The sequence below is a fragment of the uncultured Alsobacter sp. genome (assembly GCF_945952055.1).
Taxonomy (GTDB): Bacteria; Pseudomonadota; Alphaproteobacteria; order Rhizobiales; family Beijerinckiaceae; genus Alsobacter.
Genome location: NZ_CAMFHB010000072.1, coordinates 1 through 24,020 on the forward strand (window position 1 = coordinate 1; position 24,020 = coordinate 24,020).

Below are 24,020 nucleotides of genomic sequence, written 5' to 3' on the forward strand. Positions count from 1 at the left end.
GCGATCCACCCTCCCCTGCAGGGGAGGGAGAACGCGCTCAGCCATCGAGAATCATCTGTGTGCCTGCCGAAGGGCCGAAGCCCGGGCATGACGCGGAGAGGGAGGTGCAAGCTGGAGGCACCAAAGCGTCCCAAGCTCTCAGGACGAGGACGTCGAGCGAGCGGATCGAGTCACACCGGCCAGGGCGCGCCGGCCTATTGCTTGACCGACCCGGCGGCCAGCCCCGAGGTCATGCGGGTCTGCAGCGGCAGGAACAGAAGCAGCGTCGGCAGGGTCGTCACCGCCGAGCCCGCCATGACGTTGCCCCACTCGACGACGTTCTCGCCGAAATAGGAGCTGAGCAGCAGCGGCATCGTCTTGCGCTCGGTGTCGGTGAGGAAGGCCAGTGCGAACAGATACTCCGACCAGCACAGCAGGAAGGCATAGGTCGCGGTGGCCACGATGCCCGGGATCATGATCGGGAACACGATGCGGGTGATCACCTGCAGCCGCGTGCAGCCGTCGATGATGGCCGCCTCGTCGAGCGTGCGCGGCACGGACTCGAGGTAGCCCACGAGCAGGTAGATCGAGAACGGGATCGACACCGCCACGTAGACGAAGATGAGCCCCGCATAGCTGTTGAGCAGTCCCAGCCGCGCGAACAGGATGAACAGCGGCGTGACCAGGATGATCCAGGGGAAGGTCTGCCCCATCATCACCGACCCGAAGAGCACGGTCTTGCCGCGAAAGCGCATGCGCGAGAAGACATAGGCCGCCACCACCGCCACCGCGGTGGAGACGATCACGCTGGCGGAGCAGATGAACAGGCTGTTGAAGATCGAGCGCGAGAACTCCGACGACAGCAGGACGCGATAGTTGTCCAGCGTGTAGACGTGGCGCCCCGCGGCGAACATCGTCTCCGGCGTCCGGAACGAGGCCAGGAACACCCATGCGGTCGGATAGACCAGCACGAAGAGCGCGATCAGCGTCGTGGCGATGATCGCCAACTCACCGGCGAGCTTGCGCAGGGGCGCGGACCCGGAGCGTGTCGCGGCGGTGGCCATCACAGCACCTCCTTCAGCTCGCGCTGGGCGATGACCCGCAGGTACAGGATGCCGAAGGCGGTCATGATCGCGGCCATCACGATGCCCACCGCCGAGCTGTAGCCGAGCCGTCCGTCGATGAAGCCCTTGATGTAGACCTCCGTTGCCATGACGTTGGTGTAGAGGCCAGGCCCGGCACCCGTGGTGAGCCAGACATAGACGAAGTTGTTGAAGGTCCAGAACGTGGACATCAGCACCATCACGATGATCGCCGGCTTGAGGTGGGGAATGTAGACGTAGCGCAGCACCTGCAGCCGGCTCGCGCCGTCCACCTCGGCGGCCTCGACCAGTTCCTCCGGCAGAGACTGCAGGCTCGCCATGAAGGTGAGCGTGACCAGCGGCAGCGTGTTCCAGGTGATGATGGTGATCAGCGCCGGCCAGACGAGATTGGCGGTCGCCAGGAACGCCACCGGCTTGGCGACGAGCCCGGTCCACAGCAGGACCTCGTTGATGACGCCGACGCGCGGGTCGAGCATCCAGCGCCAGATCAGGATGGCGACGATGGGGGGCGTCGCCCATGGCACGAGCAGCAGCACGCGGCTGATCGTCTGCAGGCGATACTTGCGGATGGTGCGGCTCGTCAGCAGAAACGCCAGCCCGAGCCCCAGCAGGATGCGCACCGACACGCCGACGATCGTGAGCCAGACGACGGTGTTGAACAGGACGCTGCGGAAGTCGCGGCTCGTCACCAGCTCGACGTAGTTGTCGATCCCGATCCAGTCGCCGCCCTTGCGCATGGAAAAGAGGCTGAGGTCGGTGAAGCTGTTCGAGAGATTGTAGAGGGTCGGATACAGGTAGAAGCACACGAGCAGGAAGAACGTGGGCACCAGCATCGTCACGACGAAGCGACGTTCACCGTTCATGTCTCGCCTTGTCGTTCATGTGTCGCCTGCGCTGAAGCTTTCGGCATACGCAATTGATTCTCGCTGGACGAGCGCCGGCTCCCTCCCCTGCAGGGGAGGGTGGATCGCGCGAAGCGCGAGACGGGTGGGGACGGTGCGGCAGGCTTTTGCACGACGACAGGACCGGCCCCGGCTTGGCCGCCTCGTTCTTCTCCGCGGTCCCCACCCGTCAGCCGCTTCGCGGCTGCCACCCTCCCCTGCAGGGGAGGGAGAGCGCCCTTCATTCTGGCCTGCGGATTCAGAGGGGCTACAGGGGGGCCGGGCGTGGCGTACCCCGCGGGTCACTTCTGGTTCTTGGCCAGTTCCTTGGCGATCGCTTCGTGCAGTTCGGTCGCGGCCTGCTTGGAGGTCTTCTCGCCGATGAACACCGACCCGGCCCAGCGCCCCACCGCGTTCCACATGAAGGGAATGGAGACCGGCCCGTTGTTGTAGGCGCCCCAGCTGCGCGCGCTCTGCAGCTGCGCCGTGAAGCCGGCCGAGATCTCCGACGGCAGCCGGTCGTAGTTCATGATCGGGCGCTGCGGCTGCACGTAGTTCGTGTAGTACTTGGTGAAGGTCGGATCCGGCGTCGTCAAGAAGCGGACGAGCTTCCACGCGGCCTCCGGGTTCTTGCTGTTGGCGGCGATGGCGAGATGCCGGCCGCCGAAATTGGTCTTGGAGCCGTTGACGTCCGCCGGGTGCGGAGCCGCGGCCAGCGGCACGGGCTTGCCGGGGTTGCGCTGCTTGTAGGTGTTGATGATCTGGACGGCCACCGTGTCGGGGACGCTGGCGATGGCGATGTCGCCGTTGACCATGCCCTCCACGACCTCAGGCGCTCCCCACAGGCAGATCGACAGGCTCGACTTCGGGTTATGGCCCTGGTCCAGATAGGACTTGTAGTAGTCGAACGCCTCGGCGATCTGGTCGGGCGTGATCTTCATCTCGTACTTCTTGCCGTCGGCGGCCTGCTCGACGTAAGCCCAGCCCTTCGACCACATGTAGTAGTTGGTGAAGAACCAGATCGACGGCGTGCCGCAGGCCCCCGCCGGGAAGCCCCAGCCGGCCTTGCCGGTCTTGTCGGTCACGGCCTTGCTGGCGTTGCGCAGGTCGTTCCAGGTGGTCGGGAACTTGTCGTAGCCGGCCGCCTTCAGGAGATCCGTGTTGTAGATCATCGCGAAGGTGTCGGTGGTGAACGGGATGGCGTAGGTCTTGCCGTCGGCGCCCAGGGCGAGGTCGCGCGACACGAACTGGTCCCAACCCGCGACGCCGATGCCGGTCTTGGCGATCAGGTCGTCGAGCGGGCGCAACGCCCCCGCGGCGGCGAAGGCGCGCGGCCAGACGAAGGCGAGCTGCATCACGTCCGGCGCGGAGCCCACGGCAGCCTCGCGCAGGATCTGCTGCTGCGCGTCGCCCCAGCTCACCCGCTGCATGGTGACCTTGATGTCCGGGTTGGCCTTCTCGAACTCGTCGAGGGCCTGGCGCATCTGCGGCGCCTCCGGATCGTGGAACCGGAAGGTGATGGTGGTCTGGGCCTGCGCGGCGCAGGTCAGCATCGCCACGGCTGCCCCGGCCAGCATCGCGCTTCGCATGAACATGGTCGTCTCTCCCTCTTGCCCGTTGGCTCGCACCCGCTCTTCAGGCAGGTGTCGAAATCGACTGTCGTCTCCGTCGCCTCTGCTCGCAAGGACAAGCCGACCTGAAGCTGCGCCCGAAAAGGACGACGCCGTGGCAAGCGCCCGTGCGAAGGGCATCGCCCTCCGTCGTCGCCGGGTCTCGCCCGTGGGGCATGCTCATGCAAGCGCCCTCCCCCGCGGCCTCCCCGGCGACGCCGGACGGGAGAACGCGGTCATGATGATCTTCGTATGTCAGTGCATGTCCAAGGGACTGTCAATTGGATTCTCCCGCTCCGGAATCGCGGCTCGCCTTTCAACGGAAGATCCCGGTATTGCCGACGATGTACCCCGCCACGTCCGCTTCCGGCGCTTGACATTCGTGTGTCATTCTTCGACGCTGAAACCTCTCCTCGCCGGGCCGGCATCATGGCCGCGGCGATGCCTCAGTTGGGCCAACGGGCACCCCGATGAAGCGGCCAGCCACCCTCAAGGACATCGCCCAGGAAGCAGGCCTGTCCCTCATCACGGTGTCGCGTGCCTTGCGCCAGCCGGCCACCGTCGCCCCGGCGACGCGGGCCCGGGTGGGCGAGGCCATCGACAGGCTGGGCTACATTCCCAACCTCGCCGCCCGGTCGCTGGTCTCCCAGCGCAGCAATACCGTGGGCGCCATCGTGCCGATCCTGCGGTCGACGCTGTTCTCCTCCGCCGTCCAGAGCCTCGCGAGCGTGTTGCAGGCCAACGGCATCCAGCTGCTCGTCGGGGCCAGCGAGCGCTCCCAGGATCTCGAGACGGACTTGCTGAAGGCCTTCGTCGGTCGCCAGGCGGACGCCATCGTGCTGCCGGGCTTCACCCACAGCGAGAGCCTGCACGAGCACCTGCGCCGCTTCCGCGGTCCCGTGGTCGAGACCTTCAACCTGCGCCCGAACCCGATCGACCTCGTCGTGGGCTACGACAACCTCGAGGCCGCCCGCCAGCTGACGCTCACCCTGCTGGCGCGCGGCTATCGCCGGGTGGCGCTCGTCGGCGGCGACTTCAACAACAACGACCAGGGATTCGACCGCCAGCGCGGCTTCTACATCGCCATGCGCGAGGCCGGGCTCTCCGTCCTCGATGAGCACGTCGTCAGCCTGCCCCAGCCTACCACGATGGAGCTCGGGCGCGACGCCATCCGGCGCCTGCTGGACAGCCCCACGCGGCCGGATCTCGTCTGCTTCCATTCGGAGATCCCGGCGGTCGGTGCGCTGCTCGAGTGCCTGCGCATGGGACTTTCGCTGCCGGGCGACCTGGCCATCGCGGGGTTCGGCGACCTCGAGATCTCCGCCAACCTGCCCGTGCCGCTCACCACGGTGCATGTCCGCAGCGACGAGATCGGCCGCCGAACCGGCGAACTGATCGTGAAGCGCCTGCGGGGCGAGCCCGTGGACGAGCCGGTGGTCGACGTCGGGTTCGAAATCGCGCTGCGCGCCAGCGCCTGAGACAGGAGCGGTGGCCACCATGAAACCGGCATCCGGGACCCACCCCGTGATCACGGCCGTCGAGCCGCTGCTCTTGCGCCTGCCGCTCGAGCGGCCGATCAGCGGCCCCTTCGGACGGCTCGAGGCCCGCCCCAACCTGCTGGTCCGCGTCACGCTCGAGGGTGGGCAGACGGGGCTCGGCGAAGTCTGGGCGAACTTCCCGCCCTGGGGCTGCCAGGAGCGCATCGACATCGTCCGCCACGTGCTGGCGCCGTTCCTGGTCGGACAGGTGCTGGACGATCCCGTCCGCCTGTATGGCGCCATGCACCGGCGGCTGCGCCTTCTCGCCAACCAGTGGGGCGCGCCCGGCCCCGTCCACCAGGCGGTGGCGGGCGTCGACATCGCGCTCTGGGACGCCCACGCCCGCCTCGCCGGCCTGCCCCTGGCCCGGATGCTGCGCGGCGACGGGATCATGCCGGCCCGCGTGCCCGTCTACGCCAGCGGCATCGCACCGCCGCACGTGAGCACGACCATCGCGGATGCGATGCACCGCGGCCATTGCCGCTTCAAGATCCGGTTCTCCTTCGGGGAGGACACCGACCGCGAGACCATCCGGACCGCGCGCGCCCTGGCGGGCGACAGGCCCGTCATGGCGGATGCCAACCAGACGATGACGCGCGAGAGCTTCCTCGCCATGGCGCCCCTGCTGAAGGAGTGCCGCCTCGAATTCCTCGAAGAGCCGTTCCCCGTCGACGACACGCAGGCCTATCGGGCCTGGCCCCGTGACCTCGGCATTCCGCTGGCCTTCGGCGAGAACGCGCAGGGGCTGGCCTCGCTCGAGGACGTGATCGGCATGGCCGACTTCGTCCAGCCCGACATCACCAAGACCGGCGGCATATCCGAGGGGCTGGTCATCGGCCGCAAGGCCGTCGCGGCCGGCAAGAAGCTCTGCTTCCACATGTTCGGCGGCGCGGTCGGCCTCTATGCGAGCGCGCACCTCACCGCCGCGATCGACGGCGCGCACTGGCTGGAGATGGACGCCAATCCCAACCCGCTGTTCGACAGCACCCTCGACGTGAAGCCCGCGGTCGCAGACGGCGCTCTCGTGATGCCGCAGGGGCCGGGGCTCGGCATCGCTCTGGCTCCGGAGGCCATCGAGCGCTGGGGATGACGGGCGTTCTCTCGCCAGCCGCAGCCCATCACGCGGGCCCAAGACCCGCGCAGAACGATCCCGGGAGGATCCCATGAAGGCCGTCTTCGTCCTGTTCGATTCCCTCAACCGGCACATGCTGGGCGCCTATGGCGGCAAGCGGATCCCGACACCGAACTTCGACCGGCTGGCGAAGCGGTCCGTGACCTTCGACAGCCACTATGTCGGGAGCCTTCCCTGCATGCCGGCGCGCCGCGACATGCTGACGGGGCGGCTCACCTTCCTGCACCGCAGCTGGGGGCCGCTGGAACCCTTCGACAATGCCTTCCCCGAGGTGCTGTTCGACAAGGGCGTCTACAGCCACCTGATCACCGACCACTTCCACTATTGGGAGGACGGCGGGGCGACCTACCACAACCGCTACGACTCCTACGAATTCGTGCGCGGCCAGGAAGGCGACCCGTGGAAGGCCATGGTGAAGCCGCACTGGGACCGGCTGCGCGAGATGTACCACCAGCGCCAGTTCACGACGCAGCGCCGCGAGTACTTCTCCCAGAACATCATCAACCGCGAATTCATCAAGGACGAGAAGGATTTTCCCTCGGTCCAGTGCTTCGCCCACGGCTTCGAGTTCCTCGACCGCAACCGGGAGGCGGACGACTGGCTGCTGCAGATCGAGACCTTCGACCCGCACGAGCCCTTCCATGCGCCGGCCCGGTTCAAGGAGCCCTTCGACAAGGGCTGGACGGGTCCGATTCGCGATTGGCCGCGCTATGGGCGGGTCGACGAGCTGCCGGAGGAATGCGAGGAGCTGCGCGCCAACTACTACGCCATCGTGTCCATGTGCGACGCCCTGCTCGGGCAATTGCTGGACTACTTCGACGCGCACGACATGTGGAAGGACACGGCCCTCGTGGTGACGACGGACCACGGCTTCCTGCTCGGCGAGCACGACTTCTGGGCCAAGAACAAGATGAACATCTACGAGGAGATCGCCCGCATCCCGCTGTTCGCCCACGATCCGCGGCACCCGGAGCGCGACGGGACGCGCTGCGCCGCGCTGACCCAGTCCATCGACATCGCGCCGACCTTCATCGACCTGTTCGGCGCCGAGCGCCCGCCCGAGACCGAGGGTCAGTCGCTGTGGGACGTGGCCGCGGGCACGGTGAGGCGGGACGCCATCCTGTTCGGGTACTTCGGCGGGGCGGTGAACGTGGCGGACGGGCGCTACACCTATCACCGCTACCCCGCCGACCTGATGAAGCAGGACATCTTCCAGTACACGCTCATGCCGACCCACATCTACGAGCCGTTCTCGACGGAAGAGCTCGGCAACGCGCTGCTCTCCGAGCCCTTCCCGTTCACCAAGGGCGCCCGGCTGCTGAAGGTCCCCGTCATCGCGCGTTCGCCGCTGCACGGCCTCTATGGCCCGGGAGCCTTCATCGAGAACGACACGCGGCTCTACGACCTCGCGACCGATCCCGGCCAGGACAAGCCGCTGCAGGATCCGGCCGTGCTGGCCCGCCTCACGGGCCTGATGATCGACCTCATGAAGCGCAACCAGGCCCCGCCCGAGGCCTTCGCGAGGCTCGGGCTCGAGGACGCCGGCGACGGCAACGCCGGAAAGGGCGCGGACCGCCTCTAGCGTCCCCTGGGTTGGTCCGGCTCGGACCGGGGCTTCAGCCCGCCCCGAGGTGCGCCTCGACGAACCAGAGCTGCTTGGCGATCGCCCGTCCGACCTCCGTGAAGATGTCGGACGTCTCGGCGTCGCCGCCGGCCGCCGTGGCGTCGATGGCCTCCCGCACGGATTGCTCGAAGGCCGCGAGCGCACCGGCCACCGCGAAGAGGTGCTCCTTCGTGTCGGCCACCCCGAGCGGATAGGGCACGAGGAAGCTGTGGGTGGAGGCGACCTGGATCGTGCCCTGCGCCGTGCCGCCGAGGGTGCGCGCGCGCTCGGCGATGAGGTCCGACTGGTCCTCGACCAGGCCGGCGATGGCATCGAACAGCTCGTGCACGGCGATGAAGCCCGGCCCGACCACGTTCCAGTGGGCCTGCTTGATCTGGGCATGCAGGTCGATCGCCGCCGCCAGGTGGCGGTTCAGGACGGCGACCGAGGCCTCGCGGATGGCGAGGGGAAGCGTGTTGCGGGTCGTGTGCATGGCGGGTCCTCGGGGGCTGGAGGGGCTAGAACGGGGCTCTGCGCAGGCGCCGGAAGGCGGGGCGCGTCAGGCGTCCGGACCGCAGGGCCGAGGCGATCTCGGGCCATGTGGCGGGGACTTCGTGCCGCAGGAGGCGGCTCAGGAAGCGGGCGTGGACCTGCGCGCGGCGCAGGGTCTCGCGATGGTCGGCCATCCACTGCCCGAACGTCTCGGGCGTGCACAGGGTCTCGTCCGAGAGCTCGCCGATGCGCGCGTCCAGCCAGCGGACGCGATGGTAGAACTCGATGATCTCGATCGCCGTGCGGACCGAGAACAGCCCGATCCGCCCCGACGTGTTGGCATAGACCGAGAGGTCCCGGCGCCACAAAGCGAGTTCATGGCGCAGGCGCCCCGACGGTTCGCCGGGCGCGCCGTAGCGGTCGATCCGCGCCTTGTAGCGCAGCAGCCCGCGCTGGATGGCCTTGATCTCGGCGAGAAGCGCGAGCCCGTAGACCCGCCGCTCCGCCCGCCTCTGCCGCCCGAGGTTGAGGAGCGCACCGATATAGCCGGTGACCACGCTCACCAGGGCGGAGACGAGCACCGTGGCGAGCGAGATCGTGGGCACGGTCAGCGGCCCGGAACGCGGGCGGCCAGCGCGAAGACCACCAGCACCGGCAGCACGAGGCACAGGAAGCCGAAAGCCGCGTATCCGAAGGCGCCGGCCACGGCCCCGATCGCGAACGCCGCCACCGCGGGCGCCATCTTGGCGGCACGCGCGGCGGCCTGGGCGCGCACCGGCGCCTCGGTCGGCCGGGCGAGGTCGACCAGGTCGATGACCAGTTGCGTGACGTTGCCGGTCATCACCGTGGAGGGGGTCGCTGCCGAGAGCAGGAGCCGCGCCTTGGCGTTCTGGATGGCCATGGCGGTCACGCCGAGGAGGCCCGTCAGGAGTTCCGGCCAGGCATCCGCCAGCGCGGGTGGGCCGATGGCGAGGCCCGCGGCCATGAAGGCCAGCAGGAGAAGCCCCTGCGCCACGAGCAGGGGCCGAAGCGGCGCCCTCCCCCGCGCTTCCATCGCGGCGACGGCGAGCCGCGTCAGCGCCACCGCGACGACGAAGGTCGGCAGCGCCAGGAGCTTGGTCAGGATGCCGCGCGACGGGCCCACGAGCTCCGCCCCGATCAGCACGAAGTTGCCCGTGACGTGCGCGGTGAACAGGCCGAACAAGGCGATGAAGCCGCAGGTGTCGACGAATCCGGCCGTGAAGGCCAGGGCCGGAGGAACCAGCCGGCCAGCCTCGCCGCCCGGCTTCGCCGGGGCCGTCTGCGTGATCGTGGACATGGCTGGCACCCGGGATGGGAAGGAGGACGCGGCGGGCGCGTCCTCCGGAACGACGGGACGCGTCAGGCCTTCGCCTTGATGAAGGCGAGCAGGTCCGGATTGATCACGTCCGCATGGGTCGTGAGCATGCCGTGCGGGTAGCCCTTGTAGACCTTCAGCGTGCCGTGCTTCAGCAGCTTGACCGACTTCATCGCGCTGTCGGCGATCGGCACGATCTGGTCGTCGTCGCCGTGCATCACCAGGGTCGGCACGGTGATCGTCTTCAGGTCCTCGGTCTGGTCGGTCTCCGAGAAGGCCTTGATGCCGTCGTAGTGGGCCTTGGCGCTGCCCGCCATGCCCTGGCGCCACCAGTTCTGGATGACGCCCGGATAGACCTTCGCGCCCTCGCGGTTGAAGCCGTAGAAGGGACCGGTCGGCACGTCGAGGAACATCTGCGCCCGGTTGTCCGCGACGCCCTTGCGGAAGCCGTCGAAGACTTCCATCGGCAGGCCCTCCGGATTGGAGGCCGTCTTCAGCATGATCGGCGGCACGGCGCTCACCAGGACGGCCTTCGCCACGCGTCCGGCAGGCTGCCCGTGCTTGGCGACGTAGCGCGCCACCTCGCCACCGCCGGTCGAGTGCCCGATGTGCACCGCATTGCGCAGGTTGAGGTGCTCCACCACGGCGAAGGCGTCCGCCGCGTAGTTGTCCATCGTGTGGCCGTCGGAGACCTGCTGCGAGCGGCCATGGCCGCGCCGGTCGTGGGCGACGACGCGGAAGCCGTTGTGCAGGAAGAACAGCATCTGCGCGTCCCAGTCGTCGGACGAGAGCGGCCACCCGTGGTGGAACATCACGGGCTGGGCGTCCTTCGGACCCCAGTCCTTGTAGAAGATCTCGACGCCGTCCTTGGTGGTGACGGTGCTGCTGGTCATGACGTGTTCTCCTCTGGAAGGGGGGGTGGTGGCGGTGGCCGCGAGGCCGTGGGTGGCGGCGACGGCGGCCGGCACGGCGAGCGCCGCGGCGGCCAGCGTCTCCCGGCGGGTCATCCGGACCGTGGGTCGGTCGGCGCTTTCGGTCATGCGGGCACTCCTGTTGGGGGAAGATCCGGCGCTGGGGCGGCTCTGTCAGACCGCCCAGCACGCGCAGCCGAGCACGCCCCAGAAGGAGCGCAGGTCGGAGGTGGGCGCCCGCCCCGTCCAGGCCCGGGCATGGTCGTGGCCGTGCACGCCACAGGCGCTGGCGCAGCCGCAGGCCTGCGCCGCGCTCCGCCGCAGGGAGTGCCGTCCGCCCCCCTCCGGCTCGCCCCAGGCCGCGTAGCCCTTGAAGCGGTTCACCGGCGACCAGTCCGGCATCGCAGGAGGCACGGTGCCTTCGTCGAGGGCGGCGAAGTCGCCCGCCGCCCACACCATCCTGCCGCCGACCATGGTGAGGTCGGAGCTGAGGAACGGGATCTGGTCCTCCGGGCAGGAGAGGAAATCGGCGCTCGGAACGATGAGGTCGGCGAACTGGCCCGCCTCGATGCGCCCCTTGCGGCCCTCCTCGTTGGAGAACCAGGTGACGTTCTCCGTCCACATCCTGAGCGCGGTCTCGCGATCCAGGCAGTTGCGGAGCGGGTAGAGGTTGAGCCCGCCGAGCGTCCGGCCGGTCACCAGCCAGGAGAGCGAGACCCAGGGATTGTAGGAGGCCACCCGCGTCGCGTCGGTGCCGGCGGAGACCCGGACGCCGCTGTCCAGCATGCGACGGACCGGCGGGGTCTCCTCGGCCGCCTGCAGGCCGTAGCGCTCGACGAAGTACTCGCCCTGATAGGCCATGCGGTGCTGCACGGCGATGCCGCCGCCGAGCGCCGCGACCCGGTCGATGTTGCGCTCCGAAATCGTCTCGGCGTGGTCGAAGAACCAGTTGAGGCCCGCGAGCGAGACGTCCCTGTCGACCTTTTCGAACACGTCGAGGGCACGCGAGATCGTCTCGTCGTAGGTGGCGTGCATGCGCCACGGCCAGCGGTTCTCGGCGAGGATGCGCACGACCCCCTCCAGGTCGCCCTCCATCTCCGGCGGCATGTCCGGGCGGGGTTCGCGGAAGTCCTCGAAGTCGGCCGCGGAGAACACGAGCATCTCGCCCGCGCCGTTGTGCCGGAAGTAATCGTTGCCCTGCTTGTAGGTCGACGTCCTGGTCCAGTTCAGGAAGTCCTCGCGCTCCTGCTTCGGCTTCTGCGTGAAGAGGTTGTAGGCGAGGCGCACGGTGAGCTGCCCGTCGTCGGCGAGCTTCTGGATGACGGCGTAGTCGTCGGGGTAGTTCTGGAAGCCGCCGCCCGCGTCGATGGCGCCGGTGACGCCCAGGCGGTTGAGCTCGCGCATGAAGTGGCGCGTCGAGTTCACCTGGTAGTCGAAGGGCAGCTTGGGCCCCTTGGCCAAAGTGGCGTAGAGGATGCCGGCATTGGGCCTGGCGAGCAGCAGCCCGGTGGGATTGCCGGCCCCGTCGCGCAGGATCTGGCCGCCCGGAGGCTCCGGCGTGTCCTTCGTGTAGCCCACCGCCCGAAGCGCCGCGCCGTTGAGCAGCGCGCGGTCGTAGAGGTGCAGGATGAAGACCGGCGTGTCCGGCGCGACGGCGTTGATCTCCTCCAGGGTGGGCAGGCGCTTTTCCGCGAACTGATGCTCGGTGAAGCCGCCCACCACCCGCACCCACTGCGGCGGCGGCGTGATCGAGACCTGCCGCTTCAGCATGTCCATCGCGTCGGCCAGCGAGCGGACGCCGTCCCAGCGCAGCTCCATGTTGAAGTTCAGGCCGCCGCGGATGATGTGCAGGTGGTTGTCGATGAGGCCCGGCAGCACGCGCCGGCCCTGGACGTCGACGAGACGGGTCGCGGGCCCCGCCAGCGCCAGCACCTCGCGGTCCGTCCCGACGGCGGAAAAGACGCCGTCCTTCACGGCCACGGCCTCGGCGACTGGGTTGGTTCGGTCGAGAGTGGTCACCCGCCCGTTGTGCAGGATGAGGTCGGGTTCGCCGGATGTCGTCATCCCCGTTCTCCGTCGTTAGGCAGCGTGGGCGCGTGGACGCGCGTGGCGGACCCGCCCCCACGCGGCAGGGATCCGAAGACGTGCGGCCGGATGTGGCTCATCCAGCCGAAGGCCGCGGGGTCGCGGGCCCACAGGGCCTTGACCAGCGGCGGCACCTGCTCCCCGACGAGGATGCCGAGCAACCCGACGAGGGCCACCACCGGCGGCGCCGGCGAGCGGACCTGCAGGAGGGCATAGACCACGCCGACCAGGAGGCCCGCCCCGAGGGACGCGAGATAGATCTTCACGCAGGCCTCCCGTGGACGCGCATCAGGCGGCGGCGACGGCGGCGACGGCGGCGACGGCGGCGACGGCGGCGACGGCCGCCAGGATGACGTCGGCGACCGCCTGCGGTGCCGAGAGCAGCGACATGTGGCTGGTCTCGAGTTCCGTGGTGCGGGCCTTCATTCGCTTGGCGAGATCGCGCTGCAGGTCGACGCTGACGGCACGGTCGCGGGCCGAAACGACGTACCAGCTGGGCTTCTCGGCCCAGGCGGCGCGGCTCACCGCATCGCCGAAGGTCGCCGGCCCGAGCGGCGGCGCGATGGCGGCCAGGACGCGGGCGTCCGCCGGCGGCAGGTCCTGGGCGACGTTCTCGACCCAGCTCTGCGCGCTCATGCGCAGGCGACCGGTGCCGTCGTCGGAGATCCCGCCGAGGCCGGGGGGCGCGGGATAGGCACCGACCTGGTCGCCGGTCGACTGCCCCGCATCGGGAGCAAACGCGGCGACGTAGACGAGAGCCTTCACCTTCGCCTCGTTGCCGGCCTCGGTGATCACCGTGCCGCCCCAGCTGTGCCCGGCCAGGACCACCGGTCCCGTCACGGACTTGAGGATCTGGCGCGTCGCCTCCACGTCGTCGGCCAGCGACGTCGTGGGGTTCTGCACGGCGATCGCGGCGACGCCGCGCGCCTGCAGGATCGCGATGACGCGCCGCCAGCTCGAACCGTCGGCCCAGGCCCCGTGGACCAGGACCACCGTGACGCCGGAAGTGGCGGCTGCGCCCATGGCGGGAGCTCCCTCGTCGTTCGCGGGGGGCGACACGGGCTAGTGCCCTTCCGAGGCGCCGAACATGGACTTGGCGTAGATGATCCCCAGCCCGTAGCCGCCGCCGAACTTGCGGGCGATGCCGGTGGTCAGGGCGTAGGTGTCGGTCCGCGCCCAGTCGCGCTGCAGCTCGAGCATGTACTGCAGCGACGTCATCGGTCGCGCGCCGGCCTGGACCATGCGGTCCATGGCGCGCTCGTGCGCCTCCTCCGAGACGTCGCCGCAGGCATCGGCGATGACGTAGACCTCGAAGCCCTGCGCCAGGGCCGAGAGAGCGGGCCCGACGATGCACACCGAGGTCCACAGCCCGCTCAGCACGATGCGGCCCTTGCCCATCGCGTTGATCTTGTCGATCACGTGCGCGTCCTCCCACGTGTTCATGGAGGTCCGGTCGATCATCGCCTGGCCCGGGAAGGCCTCGACGATCTCGTCGAACATGGGTCCGGAGAAGGTCTTCTCCGCCACCGTGGTCAGGACGGTCGAAACGCCGAATCCCGCCGCGGCATGGGCCACCAGCGCGGCGTTGTTGCGCAGCAGGACGGGATCGATCGACTTGGTCGCGAACGCCATCTGCGACTGGAAGTCGATCATCAGCAGCGTGTGGTCGCGCGGCGTGAGCAGGAGGTTCGAGGGCGTGGCGGTGGCACTGGGCGTCATGGGAAACCTCCTGATCGGATCTGCCCGCCAGTGTAGGAGGTCGGTCTTCGCCCCACAGACCTGGATGGGGCGCCCGGGCATCCCTCATTCGGGGGGGCGAATGCAACGGACCGTCTCCGCTTGGCGGGTCGGGGCAAAGCGAGCCATGCTTGTCTGCGCTATCGATCCGCGCAGCAGGCCGGCCGTCCGATGGCCGCCATCATCGCTGAGTATTTCGACAGGCAAGCACACGGAGACCGATCGTGAAGACACACATCCTCGCCGGCATTGCAGCCCTCACCGCCGCCCTCGCGGGACCGGCCGCGTCGGCTGGCGCGGGCCCCGCCGGCCATCACCATGCGACCGACGCCTTCGGCCACCCGGGCGACCCCAGGAAGCCCGCCCGGGTCGTCACGGTCGTGATGAAGGACGACGGCGGGGCCATGGCCTTCGTGCCGAACCGCATCGAAGTACGGAAGGGAGAGCAGGTGCGCTTCAAGCTCCGCAACGACGGCGCCCTGGACCACGAGATGGTGCTGGCCACGCTCGAGATGAACCTCAGGCACGCCGAGGAAATGAAGAAGAACCCCGACATGGAGCACGATGACCCGCACGCGAAGCGGATCGGCCCGATGAGGGCGTCGGAGATCCTCTGGCGTTTCGACAAGGCCGGCACGTTCGACTTCTCGTGCCTCATCCCCGGTCACCGCGAAGCCGGCATGACCGGCACCATCATCGTCAAGTGAGAAGGAGCAGACCCATGATCAAGACCAGGATGTCCCGCGCGATCCTCGCGGCCGCCACCGCCGCCGGACTCCTGCTGAGCCCGGCACTGGCACAGGATGCAGTGAAGGTGCAGGACCTACCCACGGTGAAGGGTACCGTCGAAAAGGTCGACGAGAGCGCCGAGAAGATCACCCTCAACCATGGAGCGATTCCGAACCTCGGAATGGGCGGGATGAAGATGGTCTTCAAGGCCGCCGACAAGGCCATGCTCAAGCAGGTGAAGAAGGGCGACACGGTTCTGTTCACGGCCGACCGGGTGAACGGCCAGCTCACCGTCACGTCCATCGCCAAGACGAAGTGAGCGTGACAGGGCCGCGGATCGCCAAGGGTCGCGGCCCGGCTTAGACTGCTGCGGTCGCCGATTTGGCGCCGGCGCGCGGGACACCCGGGATCGAACCATGAGCGTGAACGACTTCCAGCGTGAGAAGGACCTGGTGCGGGCGCACCATGAGGCCGTCATCGGCGCCGGGCCGGGCGGCGTGGCCGACGCGCTGAAACGGCACACCGCACCGGACTGGCATTGGCGCGGCATGCATCCCTTTCACGAGCAGCGTGGCGCGGACGCCGTCGCGGCCACGTTCTGGGAGCCCATGCTCCGGGCCATGACGCGCCTTCACCGGCGCCCCGACATCTTCATGGCAGGGCTGAACGAGATGGACGGCTTCCAGTCCGTCTGGGTGGCCTCCATGGGACACTTCATGGGCCTGTTCGACCAGCCCTGGCTCGGCATACGGCCGACCGGCCGGATCGCCATGATGCGCTACGCCGAGTTCAACAGGGTCGACGCGGGGCGGATCACGGAGACGGCCCTGTTCTGCGACATCCCGCAGGTCATGATCCAGGCGGGCCAGAACCCGTTCCCGCCGCAGACCGGCGCTCACCTGGTGCAACCCGGACCGGCCACCCACGAGGGCCTGATGTATGGGCCGCAGGATCCCGAAAAGGGTCGGGCCACGCTCGCGGCCATCAACAAGATGCTCGGAGACATGCGGTCCGCCGACAGAAGCCGTGGCGCGGCCGGCCTCGAGGAGGAGCTGGCGCGCTCCTGGAGCCGGGACATGATCTGGTGGGGACCGGCCGGGATCGGCGCCACCTTCACCATCCCGCGCTACATTCTCCAGCACTCCGGCCCGTTCCGTCAGACCTTGTCGAACGGCTACCGCTTCAACGGCCATCTCTGCCGTCTGGCGGAAGGCCGCTTCGGCGGCTTCTTCGGCTGGCCCAACCTCACCTTGAACAACGCCGGCGGCTTCATGGGCATGACGGCGAGCCCTCACCCCGCCGACATGCGCGTCGTGGACATCTATCGGGAAGAAGACGGCAAGCTCGCCGAAAACTGGGTGTTCATCGACATCCTGCACTTCCTGAACATGCAGGGCCTGGATGTCCTGGGCCGCCTCGACACGGTCTCCCCGCCCCCATGACGCTGGTCTCGGCGTGGACGCCGGCCTAACTGGCCTGAAGGTCCATGGTTTCCCTTCTCACCCGACGCCGGCCCGGCGCGTCAGGGTTTGAGCGTGGTGTAGACGAGGCGAACGAAGTCGCCGTTCTGCTGTTCGTTCGCGCCGATGCCGGCGCCGATGTCGGCCAGAGGCTTGGCCGCCACAGCCTCGTCGATGCTCTTGCCGGCGGTCTTCAGGGCGGCGACCCGATCTCGCGCGGTGGCCAGCATGGTGCGGTAGGCGCTCAGTCTCGTCTTGTCGATCAGGGGGCCATGCCCGGGGACGATCTTGGTCTGGTCGTTCACGAGCCCGAGATAGAGGTCGGACCCGGCAATCAGGCCATCGATGCTCCCACCCTGCGCGAAATCGATATTCGGATACCGCGTGCCCAGCGTGACGATGTCGCCCGTCGACAGGACATTGGCATCCGCGAAGTAGACGTAGGTATCTCCGTCGGTATGCGCGTTCGGGACGTGGCGCAGCAGGGCCTGCCGGCCCTGGACGGTGAGCGTCAGATCCTGGCCGTAGGTTCTGGTGGGAAGGGCCTCGGCGGCCGCGGGCGGGGTCTTGGCGCCCGTCAGTCCATTCGTCGTTCCCGACGTCAACCGCTTCGCCACGCCCTCATGGGCGACGATCACCACGCCGTCCTTGGCGAAGGGGGCGTTGCCGCCCGTGTGGTCGCCGTGGAAATGCGTGTTCACCAGATATCGAATGGGCTTGTCCGAGACGGCGGCGACCGCCGCCTTGATCTTGTCGTGCAGGGGAGCGAACTGCCCGTCCACCATGATCACGCCGTCGTCACCGACAGCTGCGGTGATGTTTCCCCCCATGCCCTCGATCATGTAGGTGCGATGCCCGAGCTCGGTCGTCTTCATGACGACGGCGGAGTAGTCCGTCTGGGCGAGCGCCGCTCCTGCGAGCAGCGATCCCACCATCACCGTGGCGGCTGCAATTGTCCTGCGCATGCTGGCCTCCTCCACCGTCTTGCGAGCACCAGTTGAGCATCCTCCCATGCCGGAAATCCACAACGGCATCGCCCCGACCCGGTCACGATCGCGTCGGGGCGGGATCGACACGCGGACGCCATGACCGAGGCCACCCTTGCAGGGCAGAACGAGACGGCGGAAACCGTGACGTGCCCGCGCACGTAGACCCGACATGGACGACGAAGCCCTCACGCCTCCACGAGCACGGTCGCTCCTGAGATCGGCTCTCTCCGCCCTCTATGCGGCGGCAGGCCTCCTGCATCTCTGGTCGCCCGAGGCTTTCCTGCCGATCGTGCCGCTTTGGGTGCCCATGCCCCGCGAGGTCGTGCTGGTCACGGGCCTTTGCGAGCTCGCTGGAGCGGCCGGCCTGCTGATCCCGCGGCTTCGCCGAATATCGGGGATCATGCTGGCCCTTTACGCGGCCTGCGTGTTCCCAGCCAATATCCGGCACGCGGTCGAGGGGATCCAGGTGGCGGGCCTGCCTTCGACCTGGTGGTATCATGCACCCAGGCTGGCGCTGCAGCCGGTCATCGTCTGGGCGGCCTTGTTTTGCTCGGCGGCGACCTCGTGGCCGTTCCGGTCCACGTCGCGCCGCAGTCATCCGCACGATTGACGGTCGGCCGCCGGGAGAAAGCGGACGATCGTGAAACCCGACACCGAACGACGTGGCGAGTGTCCGCGGTGATGCAACTGCCGGAAACCAGCGCACAGGAGGCTCCTGTCGGCCACGGCGCCGATCACGGCGAAGTGTTCGGCGCTCCGCATCTCCCGGCCGAGATGGGCAGTATCGGACTGGCCGGTATCGTCCGGTGCTCGATCAGGAGACGTTCCATGTCCTTCAGAACCCTGTCGGCGTGTGCCGCCATCGCGGCCTTCTGCCTGGCCGTGCCAGCCCAGGCTAAACCGGTCGTGGTTGGCGGCGCGCCGATGTTTCCGGAGAAGACGATCGTCCAGAACGCGGTGAACTCGAAGGACCACACCACGCTGGTGGCCGCGGTCAAGGCGGCGGGGCTCGTCGACACCTTGCAGGGACCGGGTCCCTTCACGGTGTTCGCCCCGACGAACAAAGCCTTCGCAAAGCTGCCGGCCGGGACGTTCGAAAACCTCGTCATGCCGCAGAACAAGGGCACCCTGACAAAGGTGCTCACCTATCACGTCGTTCCCGGGCGCTACACGGCCGCCGATCTGATGACGCTGGTGGACAAGAGCGGCGGCGAGGCCAAGCTGAAGACGGCGGAAGGCGAAACCCTCTCGGTGGTGAAAGGCCGCAGTGGCAAAAGCCTCTACGTGCAGGACATGCAGGGCCACAGCGCTCGAGTCACGATTGCGAATGTCATGCAGTCGAACGGCGTGATCCACGTGGTCGACACCGTCATGATGCCCTGATGCAGCGTGTCGGGTGAACCCGGGCGTGCGTGGCTCGCCGCGCACTCCTGCGTTCACCCGATGCCTGGTCGTCGCGGCCTGGTCCTCTCACCCACGCCTCGCGATTGGCGACTAGTCTCGATCCGGTGCACCGAGAGGGAAGTAGTGGCGGTAGGGGCGCCCCTCCTCCACGGCCCGCACGACGGAGGGCCTCTGCAGCAGGCGCTTTCTGTAGTCCAGAAGGCGGGGATAGGCCGGCCAACCAGGAACCCCTCGCAGGTCGCAACTGCCCCCCGGCACACTGTGGAGTCACCAGCCGATCCTGGCTCACGCGTCTCCTCCTCGCCCCATGACGAGTTCGACCTGATCGCTGACGATCGCCGGTCGGGACCGGGCGATGGCGTAGCCGGCGCGGGCTGCCAGCGGAGCGAAGCCGGCGAGACCTCGGGGGATCACCTTCACGGAACTCTGGGCCACCATGCGGCGGCGATGGTCGTCGCTGCTGGTGACGGAGCCGACCACCGCTCGCGCCCCCCGGCCCGCTGCGTGGAGGCTCGCCAGGTTGCGGACGATGGCCTCGTCGGACCCGTATTCGAAGAGGCCTCCTTCCGAGGACGCGACGATGGCGGCGCCGCTCGCGATCGCACCGGCGATGCAGTCGTCCAGGGGCGCCGTGTCGGCCCAGTCGTAGGAGATCCGCTGCAGGACGACGTCGAGCCCGTGCAGCGGCCGGCCGGGCCGCGCGAGTTCCTTCAGGGCCGCCGCGCCGAAGGCCGGGCCCGTCTCGTCGGGATCGAGGACGAGGATGCGCACCGGGCCGAGAAGGCCGGGCCAGGACCGTGCCAGGACGATCACGGCGTTCAGCGCATCCATCGCGGGCCCACCAGCGATGTCGACGAGGTGAAGCGGCCGGCCCGGCGCGTCGCGCAGGTCCCGCGCAGCGGCGTCGGCGATGAGCGCCGCCGTCTGCTGCATGCGCAGCCGCAGGCAGGTGACGTGAGGGGAGCGGGCGAAGCGCTTGTCCGCATCGGCGTCGAACGGCGGCACCAGGTTCGCCTCGCCGAGCTTCATGGCGTAGGTCGTGATCCCGTCGAGAAAGGTCGCTTCCGGGTCGAAGACGGCGCGGAGGAACCGGGACTTCCGGGCCGCCGAGGCGATCATCCAGCGCATCAGGAACCGCGGCACCCGGGCCTGGCGGCGCTCGTTCTCCATGAAGGCCCGGCGCAGCGCCTTGATGCCGGCGTCGTCGTCGGGGACGGCGAAGCGGGGATGTGTGAGGTCGATCACGGGCAGGGCAACGCCGTCCCCCGCGGGGGCGAGCAGCACACCGTCCCGGATCAAGGCTTCGGCGCGGTCGCTCATGGGCGCTCCGGCCGGGCCGGATCCCCGAACGCCGGCGCGGCCAGCCTGCGGGCGTGGTCGCGCAGGTCGGCGGGCCAATCCTGCGTCAGGTCCAGGAACCGCGATCCCTCGCCCCTGTACAGCGCCCGCGAAGCCTCCTCGTAGTGCGGTGCGTTGCCCAGCATCGCCCCCATGAACCGGTCGGCGGCCTCGCGTGCCCGGCGGCCCGCTGCCTGCTCGACATCGGCCTTGCGGGCCATCTCGACGAGCTTCCGCAACGTGACGGAGGCCCCACCCGGCTGGTTGCCGAGCCAGTCCCAATGGCGCGGCAGCAGCGTGACCTCACGCGCCACGACGCCGAGCTTGGGCCGGCCGGCCCGCCTGGCCGCAACATCCTCCTCCCCCGCAACAGAGGGCGGCTCCGGTGCGGGAGCGCGGACATCGAGGTCCACCTGAGCGCCCGTCTCGTCGTCGAAGACCAGGACGGCGCCGTCATCGACCTGCAACCCCGCTGCGCGCAGCGCCGCGACCACTTCGTCCCGGCGTCCCGCCGCGACGAGCCTCTCGCCCCTGAAGGCCGTCACCGTTCCGCCGTGCTGCATGGGATCCTCCTGAGGGAGGCTTTTTACCCGGATGAAATGCGCCTGTCAATTTCACCCGGGTAAAAATGAGGATAGAACACCGGAATGGACGACCGGGCCTCCATTTCCCCAGCCTCGTGTGCGGCTGCCGTCTCGGGACCGCGTGAGCGTCAGGCGGTCGGCACGGTGCCGCCATCGATGACGATCTCAGTCCCGGTGATTGTCGCGGCCCGGTCGGACGCGAGGAAGGCGATGAGGTTGGCGACCTCCTCAGGCCGCGTGGGCCGTCCGATCGGGATGCCGCCGATCGAATCCATGATGATCTGCTTGCCGCCTTCAAGGTCCGTGCCGGCGTCCTGGGCGAGGCGTTCGGCCAGGTGGTTGGACGACTCCGTGAAGATCCAGCCCGGCGCGACGCGGACCACCCGCACGCCCTTGGGTGATACCTCCTTGGAGAGGCTCTTGCTGTAGGTCGACAGGGCGGCCTTGGCAGCGGCATAGGCCGTCGTCGCTTCCGGCAAGGGCAGCAGGCGCTGGATCGAGGTGACGTGGATCACCACGCCCCTGCCCCGCCTCACCATGTCGGGAACGAGCAGCCTGTCCAGCCGGACGGCCGGGTAGAGGTTGAGATCGAACTCCCGCCGCCACTCGGCCTCGCCGAGCGCGGCGAACCCGCCCGCCGGCGCGGCGGAGCCGCCAAGCATGTGCACGACAATGTCGACGCCGCCGAGGCGTTCGCCTGCGGCCTCCGCCACAAGGCGACAGCCCTCGTCCGTCATGAGGTCGGCGGCGACGAAGGCCTTTTCATCGAGGCCTTCCGGACTGGAACGGGCGGCCGTGAGCACCTGTGCACCGCGTTCGCGAAACAGCGCCACGGTGGCAGCCCCGGCCCCCTTCGTTCCGCCGGAGACGAGGACGCGCTTGCCCTCGAGCATGAGAAAATCAGCCATCACCCGATCTCCAGCTCGGCGATCTTCCGGTCACGCAGGGTGAAGGAGTATGTCAGCGTCGCGGGGCTTCCGGGGAAGCGGCCCGTCACGACGGCGCAGACGGCAATGGCGTCGCCCGATCCCGTCATGTCGATGGGCATCACCGTGTGCTGGTACGTCTGTCGGGCGGTCGTCCACCACTCCCGGATGGCCGCGAGGCCCTCGCGGCGCGTGCGTTCGTCCTTCACGACGGCGTCGTCAAGGAACGCGATCTCCAGCGCGTCAGGGCCGCGGCGTTCGGCGTCGAAGAACGCCCTTATGCTGTCGGGCATGTGCATCGTGGTCTCCTCTGGCTCACTCGGATGAGCCCAATCTAGGGTGGACCTTTATCGCGATCATCGGCACAAAGAGGGACGTGGCGTTTCGGGAAACGGGACAATGAGCAGGCCTGGTCTGGTCGAACTGGAAGCGGTCCTGGCCATTGCGCGAAAGGGGTCCTTCCGCGCGGCCGCCGTGGATCTCGGGCTGTCGACCACCGCTCTGAGCAACGCGATCGCCAAGCTGGAGCGGGATCTCGGCGTTCGACTTTTCAACCGGACCACGCGCAGCGTTTCGTTGACGGATGCAGGACGGACCTTCGTGGTCCAGGTCGGCCCCGCGCTGCAGGACATCACTGCGGCGATCGAGGGGGCACGATCTCACCAGGCGACACCATCGGGCACCTTGCGGATCAACGCTTACGCGGCCGCCGCGCGGGAGGTTTTCGCGCCACTCCTCCTGGCGTTTCTCGGCCGCTTTCCCGACGTTCACGTGGATCTCGTCACGGAAGGTCGGCTGGTCGACATCGTCGCCGACGGCTTCGACATCGGCATCCGCGGACATGACCTTGTTCCGACCGACATGATCGCCGTCCCGCTCGGGCTGCCCCGGCGCAACGTGGTCGTCGCCTCGCCGGCCTACCTGAGGGCGCACGGCGAGCCAAAGGTCCCGCCGGACCTGCGCAACCATGCCTGCATCAGGGTTCGGCTGCCGGACGGCAGCCTCTATCGCTGGCGGTTCGAGAAGGATGGCCAGCCGCTGTCCATGGAGGTCGCCGGCCCGCTGACGCTGGACGAGGTCAGCCTGGTGCAACGCGCCGTCCTGGCCGATGTCGGCATCGGCTACGTCATTGAATCCGACGTGCGCGAGGACATCGCCGCAGGTCGGCTCATCCGTGTCCTGGAAGACTGGACACCGCCGCTGTCACCCTTGTGCCTCTACTACCCGTCCAGAAAGAATCCCTCAGCCGCATTCAAGGCCCTGGTCGGCATGGCACGGGAGCTCGGTGGCACCGTCCCGACCACCTGAAAGAGCGGGTGCCCGGGGTCGTGGCGTACTCGCCAGCAGTTCTGGCCCCCATCAGCACCACCCTTCAAGCGATCCCTTCGGGCCGGCAGGAATCGGGTGGAGCAGCGACGGCTCGCGGCCCAGGGTCGGGCCAAGGGGCACGTCGCAGGAGCAACCATGGCCAAAGCCTATTTCAGCGCAATTCTCCCCCATGACGCCGCGACGACATGGGCCGCCATCCGGTCATTCCATGACTATGCCTGGGCCGGTGTGAAGGCCCCGGTCACGATCGAGGACGACCGGTCGCCCACCGATATCGGAGCCGTCCGCAGCTTCGAGGGTCCCAACGGCCGCGTCCGGCAGGTGCTCCTCGCGCATAGCGACGACGACCGCTGCTACAGCTATGCCTTCGTGAGTGCGGCGCCGATGGGCATGCGGAGTTTCCGGTCGACCATCAGGGTCGCGCCCGTTACCGAGTCCGATGCCTGTTTCGTCGAATGGTCGGCCGAGTTCGACGCCGGAGACGGCGGCGAAGCCACAGCCCGCCGTCTCGAGCGGGACGGCTTCGCTGTCTGGATTGGCGCCCTGGGCTCATGCCTGGACCAGGCTACCCCACCGGTGGCCCCCGGGTCCTGACCTGGAGACCTCTGCCCAGGTGCACTTGGAAGCCTGAAACCTCAATCTCCTCATCCTGAGCAGCCCGCGGAGCGGGCGTGTCGAAGGACGCACAATGGTCCGTCAGGGCTTTGAACCTCCACGACCATTCTGCGTCCTTCGACACGCCGCCTTCGGCGGCTGCGCAGCGCTTGTTTCGGTCGTCCAGCTGGCACCTCCCTCTCCGCGTCATGGCCGGGCTTGGTGTACAGACCGGAGACATGGTGAACACTCGTTCGGGG

At 68.5% G+C, this 24,020-nt stretch carries 26 protein-coding genes and 1 pseudogene; 10 read left to right on the forward strand and 17 right to left on the reverse strand.

The window, feature by feature from the left end; all coding sequences use genetic code 11:
* Positions 1-194: 194 nt before the first annotated feature.
* The 3 genes from Q0Q47_RS29350 to Q0Q47_RS29360 form a co-directional block, all read right to left on the reverse strand.
* Positions 195-1,043 (reverse strand): carbohydrate ABC transporter permease, encoded by an 849-nt coding sequence (locus Q0Q47_RS29350; RefSeq protein WP_293868463.1) that lies wholly within the window; start codon positions 1,041-1,043, stop codon positions 195-197.
* Entirely contained in the window at positions 1,043-1,945 is a 903-nt protein-coding gene (locus Q0Q47_RS29355; protein ID WP_293868465.1) for a carbohydrate ABC transporter permease, read from the reverse strand. The genes Q0Q47_RS29350 and Q0Q47_RS29355 overlap by 1 nt, the downstream gene beginning before the upstream one ends.
* 320 nt (positions 1,946-2,265) lie before the next feature.
* On the reverse strand, positions 2,266-3,558 hold the full coding sequence (locus tag Q0Q47_RS29360; protein WP_293868467.1) for an ABC transporter substrate-binding protein: 1,293 nt from the start codon (positions 3,556-3,558) through the stop codon (positions 2,266-2,268).
* 485 nt (positions 3,559-4,043) lie between these two features.
* Here Q0Q47_RS29360 and Q0Q47_RS29365 point away from each other — a divergent pair, with 485 nt between their 5' ends.
* From Q0Q47_RS29365 to Q0Q47_RS29375, 3 genes are all read left to right on the forward strand, one after another.
* A complete protein-coding gene (locus Q0Q47_RS29365) occupies positions 4,044-5,051 on the forward strand; it encodes a LacI family DNA-binding transcriptional regulator (RefSeq protein ID WP_293868469.1) in 1,008 nt (335 codons plus the stop codon).
* Between the two features lie 19 nt (positions 5,052-5,070).
* Positions 5,071-6,201, forward strand: coding sequence for a mandelate racemase/muconate lactonizing enzyme family protein (locus tag Q0Q47_RS29370; protein WP_293868471.1), 1,131 nt, complete (start codon positions 5,071-5,073; stop codon positions 6,199-6,201).
* A 73-nt stretch (positions 6,202-6,274) separates the two neighbouring features.
* Complete coding sequence (locus Q0Q47_RS29375; RefSeq protein WP_293868473.1) at positions 6,275-7,825, forward strand: sulfatase; 1,551 nt, start codon at positions 6,275-6,277, stop codon at positions 7,823-7,825.
* A gap of 34 nt (positions 7,826-7,859) precedes the next feature.
* Here the strand turns inward: Q0Q47_RS29375 and dps are convergent, their stop codons facing one another.
* The 8 genes from dps to Q0Q47_RS29415 form a co-directional block, all read right to left on the reverse strand.
* Positions 7,860-8,339 carry a DNA starvation/stationary phase protection protein Dps gene (dps, locus tag Q0Q47_RS29380; RefSeq protein WP_293868475.1) on the reverse strand — a complete coding sequence of 160 codons (480 nt, stop codon included), beginning with the start codon at positions 8,337-8,339 and terminating at the stop codon, positions 7,860-7,862.
* 25 nt (positions 8,340-8,364) lie between these two features.
* The gene (locus Q0Q47_RS29385; protein ID WP_293868477.1) at positions 8,365-8,943 is read right to left on the reverse strand and encodes a hypothetical protein; all 579 of its coding nucleotides are present in this window, start codon (positions 8,941-8,943) and stop codon (positions 8,365-8,367) included.
* A 2-nt stretch (positions 8,944-8,945) separates the two neighbouring features.
* Positions 8,946-9,656 (reverse strand): YoaK family protein, encoded by a 711-nt coding sequence (locus tag Q0Q47_RS29390; RefSeq protein ID WP_293868479.1) that lies wholly within the window; start codon positions 9,654-9,656, stop codon positions 8,946-8,948.
* A 62-nt stretch (positions 9,657-9,718) separates the two neighbouring features.
* Positions 9,719-10,567 (reverse strand): alpha/beta fold hydrolase, encoded by an 849-nt coding sequence (locus tag Q0Q47_RS29395; RefSeq protein ID WP_367278325.1) that lies wholly within the window; start codon positions 10,565-10,567, stop codon positions 9,719-9,721.
* A 192-nt stretch (positions 10,568-10,759) separates the two neighbouring features.
* Positions 10,760-12,649: an amidohydrolase gene (locus tag Q0Q47_RS29400; protein ID WP_293868483.1), complete on the reverse strand. Its 1,890-nt coding sequence runs from the start codon at positions 12,647-12,649 to the stop codon at positions 10,760-10,762.
* Positions 12,646-12,936, reverse strand: coding sequence for a XapX domain-containing protein (locus Q0Q47_RS29405; protein ID WP_293868485.1), 291 nt, complete (start codon positions 12,934-12,936; stop codon positions 12,646-12,648). The genes Q0Q47_RS29400 and Q0Q47_RS29405 overlap by 4 nt, the downstream gene beginning before the upstream one ends.
* 22 nt (positions 12,937-12,958) lie before the next feature.
* Positions 12,959-13,693, reverse strand: coding sequence for an alpha/beta hydrolase (locus tag Q0Q47_RS29410; protein ID WP_293868487.1), 735 nt, complete (start codon positions 13,691-13,693; stop codon positions 12,959-12,961).
* Between the two features lie 39 nt (positions 13,694-13,732).
* Complete coding sequence (locus Q0Q47_RS29415; RefSeq protein WP_293868489.1) at positions 13,733-14,389, reverse strand: hydrolase; 657 nt, start codon at positions 14,387-14,389, stop codon at positions 13,733-13,735.
* Positions 14,390-14,631: 242 nt separating this feature from the next.
* On the opposite strand from Q0Q47_RS29415, the gene Q0Q47_RS29420 reads away from it, so the two are divergent.
* The 3 genes from Q0Q47_RS29420 (at position 14,632) to Q0Q47_RS29430 (ending at position 16,578) form a co-directional block, all read left to right on the forward strand.
* Positions 14,632-15,114: a cupredoxin family protein gene (locus tag Q0Q47_RS29420; protein ID WP_293868491.1), complete on the forward strand. Its 483-nt coding sequence runs from the start codon at positions 14,632-14,634 to the stop codon at positions 15,112-15,114.
* Between the two features lie 14 nt (positions 15,115-15,128).
* Positions 15,129-15,455 (forward strand): copper-binding protein, encoded by a 327-nt coding sequence (locus tag Q0Q47_RS29425; RefSeq protein WP_293868493.1) that lies wholly within the window; start codon positions 15,129-15,131, stop codon positions 15,453-15,455.
* 97 nt (positions 15,456-15,552) lie between these two features.
* A complete protein-coding gene (locus Q0Q47_RS29430) occupies positions 15,553-16,578 on the forward strand; it encodes a nuclear transport factor 2 family protein (RefSeq protein WP_293868495.1) in 1,026 nt (341 codons plus the stop codon).
* A gap of 80 nt (positions 16,579-16,658) precedes the next feature.
* Here Q0Q47_RS29430 and Q0Q47_RS29435 read toward each other — a convergent pair whose 3' ends face one another.
* The gene (locus Q0Q47_RS29435) at positions 16,659-17,561 is read right to left on the reverse strand and encodes an MBL fold metallo-hydrolase (protein WP_293868497.1); all 903 of its coding nucleotides are present in this window, start codon (positions 17,559-17,561) and stop codon (positions 16,659-16,661) included.
* A 193-nt stretch (positions 17,562-17,754) separates the two neighbouring features.
* On the opposite strand from Q0Q47_RS29435, the gene Q0Q47_RS29440 reads away from it, so the two are divergent.
* Complete coding sequence (locus Q0Q47_RS29440; protein WP_293868499.1) at positions 17,755-18,195, forward strand: DoxX family protein; 441 nt, start codon at positions 17,755-17,757, stop codon at positions 18,193-18,195.
* Positions 18,196-18,413: 218 nt separating this feature from the next.
* A complete protein-coding gene (locus Q0Q47_RS29445; protein WP_293868511.1) occupies positions 18,414-18,968 on the forward strand; it encodes a fasciclin domain-containing protein in 555 nt (184 codons plus the stop codon).
* Positions 18,969-19,079: 111 nt separating this feature from the next.
* Here Q0Q47_RS29445 and Q0Q47_RS29450 read toward each other — a convergent pair.
* The 5 genes and pseudogenes from Q0Q47_RS29450 to Q0Q47_RS29470 form a co-directional block, all read right to left on the reverse strand.
* A pseudogene (locus tag Q0Q47_RS29450) lies at positions 19,080-19,190 on the reverse strand (glutathione S-transferase family protein); the annotation flags it as partial.
* An 84-nt stretch (positions 19,191-19,274) separates the two neighbouring features.
* Positions 19,275-20,309, reverse strand: coding sequence for a hypothetical protein (locus Q0Q47_RS29455; protein ID WP_293868501.1), 1,035 nt, complete (start codon positions 20,307-20,309; stop codon positions 19,275-19,277).
* The gene (locus tag Q0Q47_RS29460) at positions 20,306-20,890 is read right to left on the reverse strand and encodes a DUF2239 family protein (RefSeq protein WP_293868503.1); all 585 of its coding nucleotides are present in this window, start codon (positions 20,888-20,890) and stop codon (positions 20,306-20,308) included. Before Q0Q47_RS29460 ends, Q0Q47_RS29455 begins: the two co-directional genes overlap by 4 nt.
* A 149-nt stretch (positions 20,891-21,039) precedes the next feature.
* Positions 21,040-21,819, reverse strand: a complete 780-nt coding sequence (locus tag Q0Q47_RS29465) for an SDR family oxidoreductase (RefSeq protein WP_293868505.1) — start codon at positions 21,817-21,819, stop codon at positions 21,040-21,042.
* Positions 21,819-22,130, reverse strand: a complete 312-nt coding sequence (locus Q0Q47_RS29470; RefSeq protein ID WP_293868507.1) for a nuclear transport factor 2 family protein — start codon at positions 22,128-22,130, stop codon at positions 21,819-21,821. Before Q0Q47_RS29470 ends, Q0Q47_RS29465 begins: the two co-directional genes overlap by 1 nt.
* 106 nt (positions 22,131-22,236) lie before the next feature.
* Between Q0Q47_RS29470 and Q0Q47_RS29475 the strand changes: the two genes are divergently transcribed.
* Positions 22,237-23,145, forward strand: coding sequence for a LysR family transcriptional regulator (locus Q0Q47_RS29475; protein WP_293868513.1), 909 nt, complete (start codon positions 22,237-22,239; stop codon positions 23,143-23,145).
* Positions 23,146-23,301: 156 nt separating this feature from the next.
* Positions 23,302-23,760 carry an SRPBCC family protein gene (locus Q0Q47_RS29480; protein ID WP_293868509.1) on the forward strand — a complete coding sequence of 153 codons (459 nt, stop codon included), beginning with the start codon at positions 23,302-23,304 and terminating at the stop codon, positions 23,758-23,760.
* Positions 23,761-24,020: the final 260 nt, after the last annotated feature.